The organism is Phytobacter ursingii (genome assembly GCF_001022135.1).
In the GTDB taxonomy this organism is placed as follows: domain Bacteria; phylum Pseudomonadota; class Gammaproteobacteria; order Enterobacterales; family Enterobacteriaceae; genus Phytobacter; species Phytobacter ursingii.
The window spans coordinates 2,332,324-2,346,063 of record NZ_CP011602.1 but is presented as its reverse complement, the minus strand read 5'-3'; the positions used below and the strand labels follow the sequence as shown (position 1 = coordinate 2,346,063).

Sequence of the window (13,740 nt, the reverse complement as noted above, 5' to 3'; positions counted from 1 at the left end):
AAACTATCGTTATGAATAAACTGCAATTACCTTACGATGTTTACGATGATCGTTGCCCGACGCGTGATGTCCTCTCAAGACTGGCAGATAAATGGGCATTGCTGGTACTGGGTTGTCTCGAAAAAGAGCCGCAGCGTTTTAACAGTTTGCGACGACATATTCGCGGGATCACGCAGAAAATGTTGACGCAGACATTGCGAAAGCTGGAGCGTGACGGGCTGGTCTCACGGAAAATTTTCCCCACGGTTCCCGTCACGGTGGAATACAGTTTGTCGCCGTTAGGTAAAACGCTAACGCATACCATGTCATTTCTGACCCTGTGGGTAGAAGACAATATGGATGCCATGCTGGCGGCCCAGGCGGCGTTTGATAAGGCTAATCCCCCCAGCTAGCGAGAGAGTGTCCGGACGGGGGAGCAGTCTGCATGCAGTTAAGCGCGATGGCCGGTGAGTGTGCCGGGATGAGCCCCATCGCAAGCGGTATCGTGAGAACGCCTGCGCATTATTGCGTTACAAAAAAACACTCCCGGCAAGGGGAGTGTCGTCAGTTTATTCAGTGCGGGCGGCGTCGAGGGTAAGTGTTTCACCGTTGCGCACGTTTGCCAGTGCGTTACTTTGTTGATACAGCACGGAGATCCCGGCTTCTCTGGCGATAATCGCGCTATGAGAGTGCGGACTCCCCTGCAACAGGGCAATGCCGGCGATGTTTTTTTTCTCCAGTTGCAACATGACGGACGGATAAAGATCGCGGGCGATAAGGATACTCGGGCGCAGCGGCGTCGGGATGTTTTCCAGCGCCTGCGCCAGATGCAGATGCGTGCGGTGCAGTAAATCTTCAATATCGATATAGCGAGCCTGCAAATAGGCATCATCAAGGTGGCGATACTGGCTGCTGAGTTCCATCAATATCTTATGCCACGCCCATTCCGCCGTGCATTTTCGCTGGCGCAGCATCTCCCAGGCACTGTCCATCAGGTCCTGATCATCAAGCAGAGTCTGGTGACCGGCAAAAATAGCGGCGATATCGGGTGAAAACTTCTCTTCCGCCAGGCGAATCAGATCACTCAGATCGTCCAGCGTATCCTTTACGGCACTGTGCAAACGCGCCATTTCCTCTTGCGGTGTTCGGACAGTGGCCTGGGCCAGCGGCAGTTCGCCTGGAGTATAGCGCAATGCCTGGCCTGTCATCTGTAACGGAACGTCTGGCGTCGCCTCAGGGTGTTGCGCCGTGAGCGTTTCGCCGAAATTCTCTTGTGCCAGACGTTCAAAGGCGGCCAGCGCCAGTTCCGCCTGCGGACCTCGGGCAATCAGACGCAGGGTGTCATGACAGCGTACCTGCAAAAGCGCTATCTGGTTAATGCTGTCAGGCTTAACGCATTTTCCCTCCTTTTCCAGCAAAAGCCGGGCGTCAAACCCGGCCAGCGCAGCCACCAGGCGGGAAGCCGGGCGAACGTGCAGGCCGTTAGGGTTGTGCACGGTCACCGTGACAGTGCGCGCGTCTTCTTGCAGATCATCGTCTGTTTGCGGTAGTGGGGGCGCCTCCTGCTGTGCGTCGAGTCCGAGCTGAACCCGCTTTGCCTGGAGGGCGTTTTGCGCATCGGCAATCACTTTGTCAATGTCAGAACCGGTGGCGGCGCTAACCGTAGCAGCCAGAGTGCCTTCTACCAGTGGCGCAGCACACAGACGAACTTTCCCGGCAATATCCGGGTCAAGCAATTCCAGCGCGGTTTCCGCGCTTAACAGGGCGCTACCGATATCCATCATCACCAGCACATGATCGGTGTCGGCCACCGACTCAATGGCCTCCATCACTTTAATCGGATCGGTGCCGATCGGATTCTCGGGATCGTCAATTCCAGCGGCGATGGCTAACTTGCAGCCATCTCCCGTTAACATCTGCCGGGCCAGTTCCCCGACACCCTGGCCCAGTTGGGCGCTATGAGAAACAATTACCAGGTTAACCATCGCCGTTTCCTTCATTTAAGCTTTTGCGGCTGCCGCCAGCATCTGCACCATAAACATCACCGAGGTTGCGCCTGGGTCCTGATGACCAATACTGCGCTCACCCAGATAGCTGGCGCGGCCTTTGCGGGCCTGCATGGTGATCGTCGACTGAACCGCCTGTTCCGCCACCTGGCTTGCGGCTTCCAGCGCCGCGGGAATCGACAGGTTTTGCGCGATCGCCTGTTCCAGCGATTCCGCGACAGGTAGCCAGACATCACACATCGTTTTGTCGCCGGGCTCTGCTTTACCACGGCTGATGACCCCTTCGGCGCCTTCACGGATCATCTGCTGCAGCTCAACCAGCGTCAGGCTTTGGTGGGCCTGTGTCGCCTGCGCCGCACGCAGAAAAAAGGTGCCGAATAACGGACCGCTGGCTCCACCGACGTTTGAAAGCAGCACCATGCCAGTGTTTTTGAGAATAAAGCCGATGTCTTTGTCCGCGATGGCGGGCAGCTTTTCCACCACTTTGCTAAAACCGCGGTGCATATTCAGGCCGTGGTCCGCATCACCAATGGCCCTGTCCAGACCGGTGAGGAAATCACTCTCTTTGGTGAAGACCTCGCCGCAACGGTAGAGCCAGTCAACAATTTGGTTTCTGTTCAGCGACATAACATTTCCTTAGTTACCCCAGGTCATAGCGGGTGTGTGGACAGGCGCATCCCATAGCGCGAGGATCTCGTCGTCGGCTTTGAGCAAGGTAATGGAGAAGCCGCCCATATCCAGTGACGTACACCAGCTACCAACCAGATTACGTTCGATGACAATACCGGCTTCCTGGCAGCGCGTTTCCAGTCGGTTGTAGACGCCGTACAGTTCAGACAGCGGCGTTGCACCCAGATTGTTGACCATCGCAATGACGCGATCGCCTCGCTGCAGGGCCTGTTTGCTCTGTTTGACTTCCTGCCAGCTACCGCTGGTGTGATCCCATTCGCGCAGGGTGCGGCTGTAGTTGCCATTTTCCAGCAGAACCTTAAACATCTCATCGACAGTGGTATCAAGAGAGCTAAACGGGCGGCGGTCAATACCCGGTTCACCGTGGATACCGACGCCAAACTCCATCTCGTTATCCGCAAGCGTAAACGAAGGCTGGCCGGCCGCAGGCACGGTACAGGCGCTCAGGGCGATACCGATTGAGTGCCCCTGATTGTTGAGTTTGCGGCCCAACTGCGCGCAGGCATCCAGTGAATCTCCGCGCTCGGCGGCGGCACCGACCAGTTTTTCAATCAGTACGGTATTCGCCACCCCACGACGTCCGGCGGTATAGAGACTGTCTTTCACCGCCACGTCGTCATCCACCACGACAGTGGTGACCTTCACGCCGCTGTCGTGCAGCAATTCAGCGGCGGTTTCGAAATTGAGGATATCGCCCGTGTAGTTTTTGATGATCAGCAATACGCCTTCACCGCCATCAATGGTCATGGCGCATTCGAACATTTTGTCCGGCGTGGGAGAGGTGAAAATCTCCCCCGGGCAGGCGCCGCTTAACATGCCTTTGCCGATATAGCCGCAGTGCATCGGTTCGTGACCGCTTCCGCCGCCGGATAACAGCGCCACTTTCCCGGCGACAGGGGCATCGGCGCGGGTCATATACACCGGGTCCTGGTGCAGCGTCAGCTCAGGGTGCGCTTTAGCCAGGCCAGCTAATTGTTCGCTTAATACATCTTCCACACGGTTAATCAGTTTTTTCATTATTCCTACTCCGCAGGAGGTGAACCAGGCCATCCGCAGCGCGCAGGCCTGATGTTGTAGGGTATCAGCGGCGGATAACCGACATCCGGGTTTCCCTGGCCGATGTGCTGATTCTCCTCTGGTGCGAGAAAAAGAAAATGCCTAAAAATTGGGTTTCATAGTGAAACGCTCTTATGAACAAACGTTCCAGATTGAAACGCTGCTGCCGTAAAAAAGGTGAAAATGCGACCGGCGATCACCTTTTTAACCTTTTTCTCGCTGCAGGATATATTTTGTCCAGGACGTCAGCGTACCCGGACGGCGATCTCTGCCAGTCGCCTCGTACGGCGGCCAATGAGAGGCGGATCGGATGACGCACTATCGTTGTTGATGAAGGTTCCATAATGGAACGTTTTGCGTTGATTTCTTTTTGGGGATACAGCGACAATAACCGTCTCCACCTGACCCCGACGGAACTGCGTATGACTCAGTATCAGATGACAGAACAGGATGTCGCCTCCTTCATCGCTCACTCCTGGCAGCGCTGCGAAAAAATGATGCAGCGTGAAACCTGGGGAACACCGCATCAGGCGCAAGGGCTGACGTTTGAAACCATCAGCCGTCGTAAAACCGGGCTGCTGACGATTGGTCAGGCGGCGCTGGAAGATGCCCTGGAATATATGGAAGGGCGCCCCTGCGCGTTGTTCATTCTTGATGAGTCCGCCTGTATTTTGAGTCGCTGCGGTCATCCCGACACGCTTGATGCGCTGGCCCGGCTGGGGTTCCTGCCCGGCAGCTACTGTGCGGAAAGTATTATCGGCAGCTGTGCGCTGTCGCTGGCCGCGATGATGGGCCAGCCGGTGAAGACGCTGGGCAACCAACATTTCAAACAGGCGCTGTTCCCGTGGGCCTTTTGTTCAACGCCGGTATTCGATAATCATGGCCGTTTGTCAGGGTCTATCGCGCTGTGCTGCCGGGCGGAGCATGCTTCATCAGCGGATCTTTCGCTGACGCTGGCAACGGCCAGGGAGATAGGCAACTCACTGCTGACAGACAATTTGCTGGCGGAATCCAACCGCCACCTGAACCAGATGTACGGTCTGCTGGAAAGTATGGATGACGGGGTGATGGCCTGGAATGAGCAGGGGGTGTTGCAGTTTCTCAACGTGCAGGCGGCGCGCATGCTGCATCTCGACGCCCAGGTCAGTCAGGGGAAAAATATCAGCGACCTGGTGACATTACCCGCGCTGCTTCGTCGGGCGATTAAACATGCCCAGGCGGTTAACCACGCAGAAGTGACATTTGAAAGCCAGCATCAGTTTATTGATGCGGTGGTAACCCTCAAACCGATCGTCGAAGCGCAGGGTAACAGCTTTATTTTGCTGCTACATCCGGTGGAGCAGATGCGTCAGCTAATGACCAGCCAGTTGGGTAAAGTCAGCCATACCTTTGAGCAGATGCCTGCCGACGATCCGCAAACCCGCCGCCTGATCCAGTCTGGTCGGCAGGCGGCGCGCGGTGCGTTTCCTGTTCTGCTGTACGGGGAAGAGGGGGTGGGGAAGGAGCTGATGTCTCAGGCTATTCATAATGAGAGCGAACGCGCCGGGGGGCCATATATCGCCGTCAACTGCCAGTTATATGCTGACAGCGCGCTGGGGCTTGATTTTATGGGCAGCGCGGCGACAGAAAATGAGAAAGGGCGTCTCAGCCGCCTGGAGCTGGCCAACGGCGGAACGCTGTTTCTGGAAAAAATCGAGTATCTGGCTCCCGAGCTGCAATCAGCGTTATTGCAGGTGATTAAGCAAGGGGTGCTCACGCGGCTTGAGGCCCGGCGTCTGGTGCCGGTGGATGTCAAAGTCATTGCCGCCACCACGGTCGATTTGGGGAATCTGGTTGAGCAAAACCGCTTTAGCCGCCAGCTCTACTATGCTTTGCGCGCTTTTGAGATAGTGATTCCGCCGCTGCGGGAGCGTCGTGAGAGTATTCCTTCACTGGTACAAAACCGTCTGCGCGGGCTTGAACGGCGATTTTCTTCGCGCCTTCGGGTGGATGACGATGCGCTGGCCCGGCTGGTGGCCTACTCCTGGCCGGGGAATGATTTTGAACTCAACAGTATTATTGAAAATATCGCTATCAGCAGCGAACAGGGCCATATTCGCCTGAGTCATCTGCCGGACTGGTTGTTTAGCGAAGGCGGCGCGCAGCAGGAGCCGGGCGCCAGGTTGTCGGCAAATCTCACGTTTTCTGCCGTCGAAAAAGAGGCCATTATCCAGGCCGCCCGGGTGACCAACGGGCGAATACAGGAGATGTCGCGGTTGCTTAACATTGGTCGTACCACCCTGTGGCGCAAAATGAAGCAGTACGACATTGATGCCAGCCAGTTTAAGCGCACACACCTGCGCTAATGGCCTGGGGCTATTCGTGTTCTGTGCAGAACGCGGCCAGCGCAGCGGCAAGGGCGGGTGGGTTCTCCCACGACATATTATGTCCGCAGTCGGCCAGTTCCACGGTGGTGATGCCCATGGCGCTCAGCTGCGTAAAATCAGTATCCGGCAGGGATTTTTCGCCAAACAGCAGGCAGACAGGCTTATTAAGTTCAACAAACATCTCAAGCCACTGATTGCCGGCAATCAGACTGGATGCGCCACGCCAGACAGCCCAGGGGGCGGCGGCCGATAAACTTCCGGTCCAGGGGTTTTTATAGTTGTTCATCATGAGCGCATAGACATGGGTGATATAGGTCTCTTCATCGACCCGGCAAATCTGACGGCTAAAAAATCCCCCATCGGGGCGGAAGTTAGGCTCGGAGACGATCAGTCCACGTAAACCGTCCAGTTGAGTTGCGGCTTCAATGGCGATACTCCCGCCCATGCTGTGTCCATACAGGAAGTAGTCATTGAGCTGTAAATGGGTAATCAGCTCGGCGACGACACGGGCCTGTTCGCTGATGGAATAGCTAAATTCTTTCGGTTTCTCGCTGTACCCATAACCCGGCAGGTCAATCAGGATGGCGCGTCGGCCCTGGAAATTTGGGTCGCAAACCACGCGCGGGTACTCGTACGAAGAGGCACAGCCAAGGCCGTGTACAAAGACCAGCGGCACACCGTCGCCGGGGAGATCTAACCAGCGGACAACACAACCTGCCCGGGTAGAGAAAAATGCGTTCATCTGTTTTTCCTTGCGATGAAGTTTTTTGCGCGGGCCGACAGCATCCACGCATCAGCGAGAGAAGGCCATCATCACTCCTTCATTCAGGGGATGTCAAAAGTTATAAACTGCTAAGCAGATCAGGCATTTTACGAGACGGTGTGTGGGTTGAAAGCAGGGGAGATCCATTCCCCTGCCTGCGCGAACTTAGAACGACGCGCGTTTATAGGGGGCGTATTGCGCTTCCCAGAAAGTTTTCTCGATGGCCGCATTCAGTTCGTCGTCGCTGGCCTGCGGGGCGACTCCATCCTGCTGAGCGGCACGTGCAGTGGCTAAGGCAATGGCGCGGGAAATCTCACCGATATCCTCCACTGCCGGTAACAAACCGCCGCGCTCCAGGGTGGCCTGCGGTGAATGTGCGGCCAGCGCCTGGCTTGCCGCCATCAGCATGTTTTCCGTTACCCGTTTGGCTTTCCCGGCGAGGATCCCAAGCCCCAGCCCCGGGAAGATATAGGCGTTGTTGCACTGGGCAATCTCGTAGACCGCGCCATCATAATGCACTGGCGCAAACGGACTGCCGGTGGCAATCAGCGCCGCCCCCTGGGTCCATTCAATCAAATCGCGTGGCTGCGCTTCCGCCCGTGAGGTCGGGTTGGAGAGCGGCATAATGATCGGACGCGGGCAGTGGCTGTACATCTCTTTGACGATCTCTTCACTGAACAAGCCCGGTTGACCGGAAACACCGATCATCACCGTCGGGTGGGCGTTACGCACCACATCCAACAGGGAGATATTGTTCTGCTCTACATCCCAGTGGGTGATAGCCTCGCGCGGCGTTACCAGTTTTTGCTGGAAGTCGAGCAGGTTCGGCATGTCGTCCGTCAACAGGCCAAAGCGGTCAACCATAAAGACGCGGCCGCGCGCCTGCGCTTCGCTAAGACCGGTTGAAACCATATAGGCAATGATTTTTTCCGCAATACCGCAGCCTGCGGAGCCACCCCCTAAGAAGACAATCCGCTGGTCCTGTAAATTCACGCCTGCGGTGCGCGAGGCGGCAATCAATGTACCCAGGGTGACGGCAGCGGTGCCCTGAATGTCATCGTTGAAGCAGCACAGTTTATCCCGGTAGCGGTTGAGCAATTTCGTCGCGTTCTTCTGGGCAAAATCTTCGAATTGCAGCAGAACGTCGGGCCAGCGGGCTTTGACCGCATCGATGAACATATCCATAAATTCCATGTACTGGTCATCGGTGATACGTGGGTGCCGCCAGCCCATATACAGCGGGTCTTCCAGGCGTTGGGTATTGTTAGTCCCGACGTCAAGCATGATAGGCAGCGTGGTGGCCGGGTTGATCCCGCCGCAGGCGGTATAAAGCGAGAGCTTGCCGATAGGAATGCCCATTCCACCCACGCCCTGGTCGCCGAGGCCCAGAATGCGCTCACCGTCGGTTACGACAATGACACGGATATCGTTACGTGAAAATTGTTGCAGCATCTCATCAATCTGGTGGCGGTTCGGCCAGGAGATAAAGAGGCCACGGGCGCGGCGATAGATATCGGAGAAATGCTCACAGGCTTCGCCCACCGTCGGGGTATAAATGATGGGGAGCATTTCACTTAAATGCGTGCGCACCAGGTTGTAAAATAATGTCTCGTTGGTGTCCTGAATATTTCGCAAATAAACATGTTTCGAAATGTCACGTTTGAAATGGCAAAACTGCGCCCATGCCCGGTCAGTTTGTTCTTTAATGGTTTCTATCGTGTCGGGGAGCAGCCCATTTAAATTCAGTGCCTGGCGTTCTTCCTGAGTAAACGCCAGCCCTTTATTTAATAACGGGGTTTCCAGCAATACCGCCCCGGTATAGGGCGTGTACAGCATCTCTTTTTTTAACATGTTACGACTCCTGAATAAACACATACCTTGCCTGCAAAAACGGCAACGTATTGCCGTTATTAATGAGGTCGCCTGGTGTTGATTAAAGTTACGCCATGCCATTCTAATCGCACATGGTGTTGATTTTTGGTTTGTTTAATTTAAAAAGGCTTTAATTAGTTAAATAACATCTGTTGATACTTGATTTATGAAACCAAATAAATCATGAACCCTTCGGTTATTACGCCAAGTGCCGTGCCTAATAATATGGACGATGACGCTGATTCGACATAGGTGTCACTACGCAGGGCAAACATGCCGGCGGCAATAGCTGATGGGGTCGCACCAATAATAACAACTTGCTGCATCAGCGTATGATTGAGACCGAACGCTAACCCGGCAACGGCCATCATGATCGGCTGAATTAAATTTTTAATGCCAATATTGGTACAGGTCTGAATGTTGAAAGAAGGACGCTCGCCGTAAAACAGCAGGCCGAGTGCGAAGAGCGATAAGCCACCGGCGATTTTGCCTACCATCTCAATGGGCGAGCTGAGCAGGTGCGGCAATTTTACGCCTGCCAGGCTCAGCAGAATACCGGTTACCGGGATCCAGACGATAGGGTTACGCGCCGCTTTCCACAGATTTTGCAACACCATTTTCACCGGGTTCAGGTCTTCGGTGTGATTTTTATCGCCCATACGGATAAGGACAATGGTCAGTGGGATCATAAATACGCTGGTCACCACATTGCCAATCAACACGCCGAGAAAACCTTCTGGCCCGATTAATACCGCCAGTACCGGTGCGCCAAAATAGGCCATATCCGGGAAGGCGCAGACCAGTGATTGAATGGCGCTAGTCTTAATATCGTGGCGAAACACGAAGCGGGAAACAAGCAGCGTAAATAAATAAGAACCCATCAGGCCAATAACCAATACTGCCATAAATGACAGATTTTGTATTTTCTCCGGGTCAGTATTTAATGCGCCAATAAATAGATGAAAGGGCAGCGCGAAGCGGATAACCACAGATGCCATGACATTGGCATCTTCACGTTTAGTATAACCTAATTTCCCGCTCAACCAACCTAATACCATGATGAAAACTAAAGGGAACAAAGATTGAAGTAAAATTGATTGCATAAATGATCCTGTGCCAATGTTTTATTATAAGGGATACTGACAGTAGATAATTTAGCGATCTCTTCTGCAATAATGAGTGATGGTAGTCACATTCACTCTGGTTTAAATAATTACAGAATGCTTACTTTAGTTTAATTAGTAAGGAGAGGTGATGAGCTAATAATATTGCTTTTGCGGGAAATCGCAAGCCGGAAAATACCGGCCTGCGTAAGTTAATTATTTCATTGCACAATTAGCGCATTGTTTATTCTGGATCTGCTGGAAAAAGTCATTGCCTTTGTCATCCACAAGAATGAAGGCCGGGAAATCTTCCACCTCGATTTTCCAGATAGCTTCCATACCCAGTTCCGGGTACGCCACACACTCAAGGCTTTTTATACTCTGCTGCGCCAGTACCGCCGCCGGGCCGCCAATGCTGCCGAGGTAGAAGCCGCCGTGTTTATGGCAGGCATCGGTCACCTGCTGGCTGCGGTTGCCTTTTGCCAGCATCACCATGCTTGCGCCCAGGGCCTGTAACTGATCAACATAAGAGTCCATACGCCCGGCCGTGGTTGGGCCGAGGGAGCCAGAGGCATAGCCTTCCGGCGTTTTCGCCGGGCCTGCGTAATAAATCGGGTGGTCTTTAACATACTGCGGCAGGGCCTCGCCACGGTCGATAATCTCCTGCAATTTCGCATGGGCGATATCGCGAGCGACGATGATCGTGCCGGAAAGGGACAGGCGGGTTGAGACCGGGTGTTGTGACAGCTGTTTGAGAATGTCGGCCATCGGTTGATTGAGGTCGACTTTTACCGCATCACCTTCACCGGCTTCGCGCAGTGCCTGCGGAATGTATTTTCCCGGATTCGACTCCAGTTTTTCAATCCAGATACCATCGCGATTAATTTTAGCTTTGATATTGCGATCCGCGGAACAGGAGACACCCATGCCCACCGGGCAGGAGGCGCCGTGGCGCGGCAGGCGAATGACCCGAATATCATGGGCGAAGTATTTGCCGCCGAATTGCGCGCCGAGACCAAGATTTTGTGCCTCGATCATCAGTTCTGCTTCAAGCTGAACATCGCGGAACGCCTGGCCGTGCTCGTTGCCTTCGGTCGGTAGCCCATCGTAGTAATGGGTAGAGGCGAGTTTGACCGTTTTCAGGGTGGATTCCGCAGACGTGCCGCCAATAACAAACGCGATATGGTACGGCGGGCAGGCGGCAGTACCGAGGGTACGCATTTTTGCCACCAGGTATTTTTTCAGCTTCGCTGGCGTTATCAGCGCCTTGGTTTCCTGGTAGAGGTAGGTTTTGTTGGCAGAGCCGCCGCCTTTCGCCATACACAGGAATTTGTACTCGTCGCCATCGACGCTGTAGAGGTCAATCTGCGCAGGCAGGTTGGTGCCGGTATTGACCTCTTTGTACATATCCAGCGCCGCGTTTTGCGAGTAGCGCAGGTTATCTTCGGTATAAGTGTTATAGACGCCGCGGGTCAGCGCCGCTTCATCACCGCCGCCAGTCCATACGCGCTGGCCTTTTTTGCCCATGATGATCGCCGTGCCGGTGTCCTGGCAGGTCGGTAACACGCCTTTGGCGGCAATCTCGGAGTTACGCAGGAATTGCAGCGCCACGTACTTGTCGTTTTCGCTGGCCTGCGGGTCGGTCAGAATCGCGGCAACCTGTTGCTGATGCGCCGTGCGCAGCATAAAGGCGGCGTCGTGGAAAGCCTGTTGCGCCAGCAGGGTAAGTGCCTGCGGCTCGACTTTCAGTATCTGCTGCCCCTCAAACTCGGCAACAGAAACATGCTCGCGGCTGAGGAGATAATATTCCGTATCATCATGCGCCAGCGGGAAGGGATCCTGATAGTAAAACGGTTTCGTCGACATAGCTCTCTCGCTTTTTTTAAGGTTAGAGCCGCATACATCCATGCGGCAGCGACAAAAAAACGCCGCCGGAGGGTCTCCGGCGGCGAGGAATCAGAACATCATGGAAATCCACGGATAACCAATCAACAGCAGGGCTGCCAGGAAGATGGCACCGAAAATGGTCCCCAGACGCCAGTAGTCTTTGGTAGGCAGATAGCCGCTACCGTAGTAAATCGGACTTGGACCGGTACCGTAGGGGGTGATGATGCCCATCACGCCCAGCGACGTGACCATCACCAGTACAAAGACCTGCATATTCATTCCTGGAATGGTTGACGCGATGGTCAACATAGCCGGCAGCAGTGCGGTGGTGTGCGCCGTGGTACTGGCGAACAGGTAGTGCAGCAGGTAAAACGCCAGCAGCAGAACAATGGTCGCCACGCCCGGTGAGACGTTGCCCATCAGCGAACCGCCTTCTTTACCCAGCCACGCGATAAAGCCGGTGGAGGAGAGACCGTCGGCCAGCGCTACCAGGGTGGCAAACCAGACGAAGGTGTTCCATGCGGCTTTGTTGCTGGTGATGTCGTTCCACTCCAGCACGCCGGTCCACAGCATCAGCACGATGATAAGCAGCGCGGCGAGGGCTGGTTCAATCCAGTTGGCGGCAAAGATCCACATCACCAACGCGGAACAGACGAACACCAGCAGCAGGATTTCATTGCGCGACAGTTTGCCCAGCTTTTCCAGCTCACGGCTGGCCCACAGAGGGACTTCATCGTTCACTTTCACTTCCGGCGGGTAGAACCAGTACGCCAGCAGCGGCATGGTCAAAATCAGCAAAATACCCAGCGGCAGGAATGCCAGGAACCAGGTCCCCCAGGAGATGTCGAGCCCGGTAATGCTTTTTACCAGTGCCAGAGACAGCAGGTTTGGCGCCAGCGCAGACAAGAACATGGAACTGGTGATACAGGCCGCAGTGATCGCCACCCACATCAGATAGGAGCCGATTTTACGCGCGCTCGGATCGTTGGGTTTTGAACCGTACAACGGCGGCAGGTTGGCAATGATCGGGAAGATGGTGCCGCCGCTGCGTGCGGTATTAGACGGTGTGAACGGCGCCAGCAACAGATCGGCGAAGGTGATGGCGTAGCCGAGCGTCAGGCTGCGACGGCCGAGATATTTCACCAGAATCAGCGCCAGACGGCGACCGAAGCGGGTCTTGTCGTAGCCGGCGGCAAACATAAAGGCACCGAAGATAAGCCACACGGTGGAGTTGCTAAAACCGCTAACCGCCCATTTAAAGGACTGCGCTGCGAGTTTGAATTTCGGATCCACGAGTTGCTCAGGGCTGAACAGCAACCACTGGCTGCACAGCGCAATCACCACCACGCCGGTCATACCGATAACTGCGCCGGGCAGGGGTTCAAAGATAAGCCCGACGATCACGCCCACGAAGATGGCGAAATAGTGCCATGCAAACGGTGGCAGGCCTTGCGGAACAGGCACGAACAGCAGGAGTACCGCGACAATAACCGGTAGCGCCAGCATCAATAGCTTGCTCGGGTTGCCACTCTTTTTACTGCTCACCTGTGAAGGTGCTAAAGCGGATGATTTCTCTTTCATAGTAGCGTTCTAAGGTTGATAAGGATTCTGTTTCCACGCCGGGTAATACGAATTTAATGACTTTAGTTACAAAACTTTTTTTACTTATTAAATTCAAACCTGGCACGTTAAATAAATGGGTTTTAGCCGCAATAAAGCATGCGAAAAATTAAAAATCGGGTCTTTTTCTATAATGCTATTTTCGCTTTATCAGCAATTGATCGCGATCAAGAAAATTATCTAATGGCGTCTTTGTGTACCATTGAAATAAAAAACAACGAGGCTTTTTTATTTTTGCTGAATCGATACACTTTTTCTCTGTGCATGTTCGTGTTTATTACATTTTCTAGCTGATTTATGGTTATAATTTATTGATTTTATTAATTTTTATTTGATTTTATTCGTTTTTAGATACTTACGAAGTAGTAGCTTATTGGTTATATTTGTTAGCGCAAATG

Annotated in this window: 10 protein-coding genes; 2 read left to right on the top strand and 8 right to left on the bottom strand. The window is 54.1% G+C overall.

The window, feature by feature from the left end; all coding sequences use genetic code 11:
- Positions 1-11: 11 nt before the first annotated feature.
- On the top strand, positions 12-392 hold the full coding sequence (locus tag AB182_RS14465; RefSeq protein WP_047370709.1) for a winged helix-turn-helix transcriptional regulator: 381 nt from the start codon (positions 12-14) through the stop codon (positions 390-392).
- Positions 393-548: 156 nt separating this feature from the next.
- Here AB182_RS14465 and dhaM read toward each other — a convergent pair whose 3' ends face one another.
- From dhaM to dhaK, 3 genes are read right to left on the bottom strand one after another with little or no spacing between them, the layout of a single operon-like run.
- Entirely contained in the window at positions 549-1,964 is a 1,416-nt protein-coding gene (gene dhaM, locus AB182_RS14460) for a dihydroxyacetone kinase phosphoryl donor subunit DhaM (RefSeq protein WP_047370708.1), read from the bottom strand.
- A gap of 15 nt (positions 1,965-1,979) precedes the next feature.
- Positions 1,980-2,612, bottom strand: a complete 633-nt coding sequence (dhaL, locus tag AB182_RS14455; RefSeq protein ID WP_047370707.1) for a dihydroxyacetone kinase subunit DhaL — start codon at positions 2,610-2,612, stop codon at positions 1,980-1,982.
- A gap of 9 nt (positions 2,613-2,621) precedes the next feature.
- Positions 2,622-3,692, bottom strand: coding sequence for a dihydroxyacetone kinase subunit DhaK (gene dhaK, locus AB182_RS14450; protein WP_047370706.1), 1,071 nt, complete (start codon positions 3,690-3,692; stop codon positions 2,622-2,624).
- Positions 3,693-4,153: 461 nt separating this feature from the next.
- Here dhaK and dhaR point away from each other — a divergent pair, with 461 nt between their 5' ends.
- A complete protein-coding gene (gene dhaR, locus AB182_RS14445) occupies positions 4,154-6,076 on the top strand; it encodes a dihydroxyacetone kinase operon transcriptional regulator DhaR (RefSeq protein ID WP_047373306.1) in 1,923 nt (640 codons plus the stop codon).
- Positions 6,077-6,086: 10 nt separating this feature from the next.
- Here the strand turns inward: dhaR and AB182_RS14440 are convergent, their stop codons facing one another.
- The 5 genes from AB182_RS14440 to AB182_RS14420 all read right to left on the bottom strand — a co-directional run bounded on the left by AB182_RS14440 (position 6,087) and on the right by AB182_RS14420 (position 13,303).
- Positions 6,087-6,839, bottom strand: coding sequence for an alpha/beta fold hydrolase (locus AB182_RS14440; protein ID WP_047373305.1), 753 nt, complete (start codon positions 6,837-6,839; stop codon positions 6,087-6,089).
- Positions 6,840-7,025: 186 nt separating this feature from the next.
- Entirely contained in the window at positions 7,026-8,711 is a 1,686-nt protein-coding gene (locus tag AB182_RS14435; RefSeq protein WP_047370705.1) for an NAD-dependent malic enzyme, read from the bottom strand.
- A gap of 185 nt (positions 8,712-8,896) precedes the next feature.
- Complete coding sequence (locus AB182_RS14430; protein WP_047370704.1) at positions 8,897-9,835, bottom strand: AEC family transporter; 939 nt, start codon at positions 9,833-9,835, stop codon at positions 8,897-8,899.
- A gap of 216 nt (positions 9,836-10,051) precedes the next feature.
- Positions 10,052-11,701 (bottom strand): class I fumarate hydratase FumA, encoded by a 1,650-nt coding sequence (gene fumA, locus AB182_RS14425; RefSeq protein ID WP_047373304.1) that lies wholly within the window; start codon positions 11,699-11,701, stop codon positions 10,052-10,054.
- A gap of 90 nt (positions 11,702-11,791) precedes the next feature.
- A complete protein-coding gene (locus AB182_RS14420) occupies positions 11,792-13,303 on the bottom strand; it encodes an anion permease (RefSeq protein WP_047370703.1) in 1,512 nt (503 codons plus the stop codon).
- Between the last annotated feature and the right edge of the window lie 437 nt (positions 13,304-13,740).

Bases quoted from the DNA above. Each gene is read 5' to 3' on its own strand.
- dhaM (WP_047370708.1), bottom strand. From the start codon at position 1,964: ATGGTTAACCTGGTAATTGTTTCTCATAGCGCCCAACTGGGCCAGGGT.
- dhaR (WP_047373306.1), top strand. From the start codon at position 4,154: ATGACTCAGTATCAGATGACAGAACAGGATGTCGCCTCCTTCATCGCT.
- AB182_RS14440 (WP_047373305.1), bottom strand. From the start codon at position 6,839: ATGAACGCATTTTTCTCTACCCGGGCAGGTTGTGTTGTCCGCTGGTTA.
- fumA (WP_047373304.1), bottom strand. From the start codon at position 11,701: ATGTCGACGAAACCGTTTTACTATCAGGATCCCTTCCCGCTGGCGCAT.
- dhaK (WP_047370706.1), bottom strand. From the start codon at position 3,692: ATGAAAAAACTGATTAACCGTGTGGAAGATGTATTAAGCGAACAATTA.
- AB182_RS14435 (WP_047370705.1), bottom strand. From the start codon at position 8,711: ATGTTAAAAAAAGAGATGCTGTACACGCCCTATACCGGGGCGGTATTG.
- dhaL (WP_047370707.1), bottom strand. From the start codon at position 2,612: ATGTCGCTGAACAGAAACCAAATTGTTGACTGGCTCTACCGTTGCGGC.
- AB182_RS14420 (WP_047370703.1), bottom strand. From the start codon at position 13,303: ATGAAAGAGAAATCATCCGCTTTAGCACCTTCACAGGTGAGCAGTAAA.
- AB182_RS14465 (WP_047370709.1), top strand. From the start codon at position 12: ATGAATAAACTGCAATTACCTTACGATGTTTACGATGATCGTTGCCCG.
- AB182_RS14430 (WP_047370704.1), bottom strand. From the start codon at position 9,835: ATGCAATCAATTTTACTTCAATCTTTGTTCCCTTTAGTTTTCATCATG.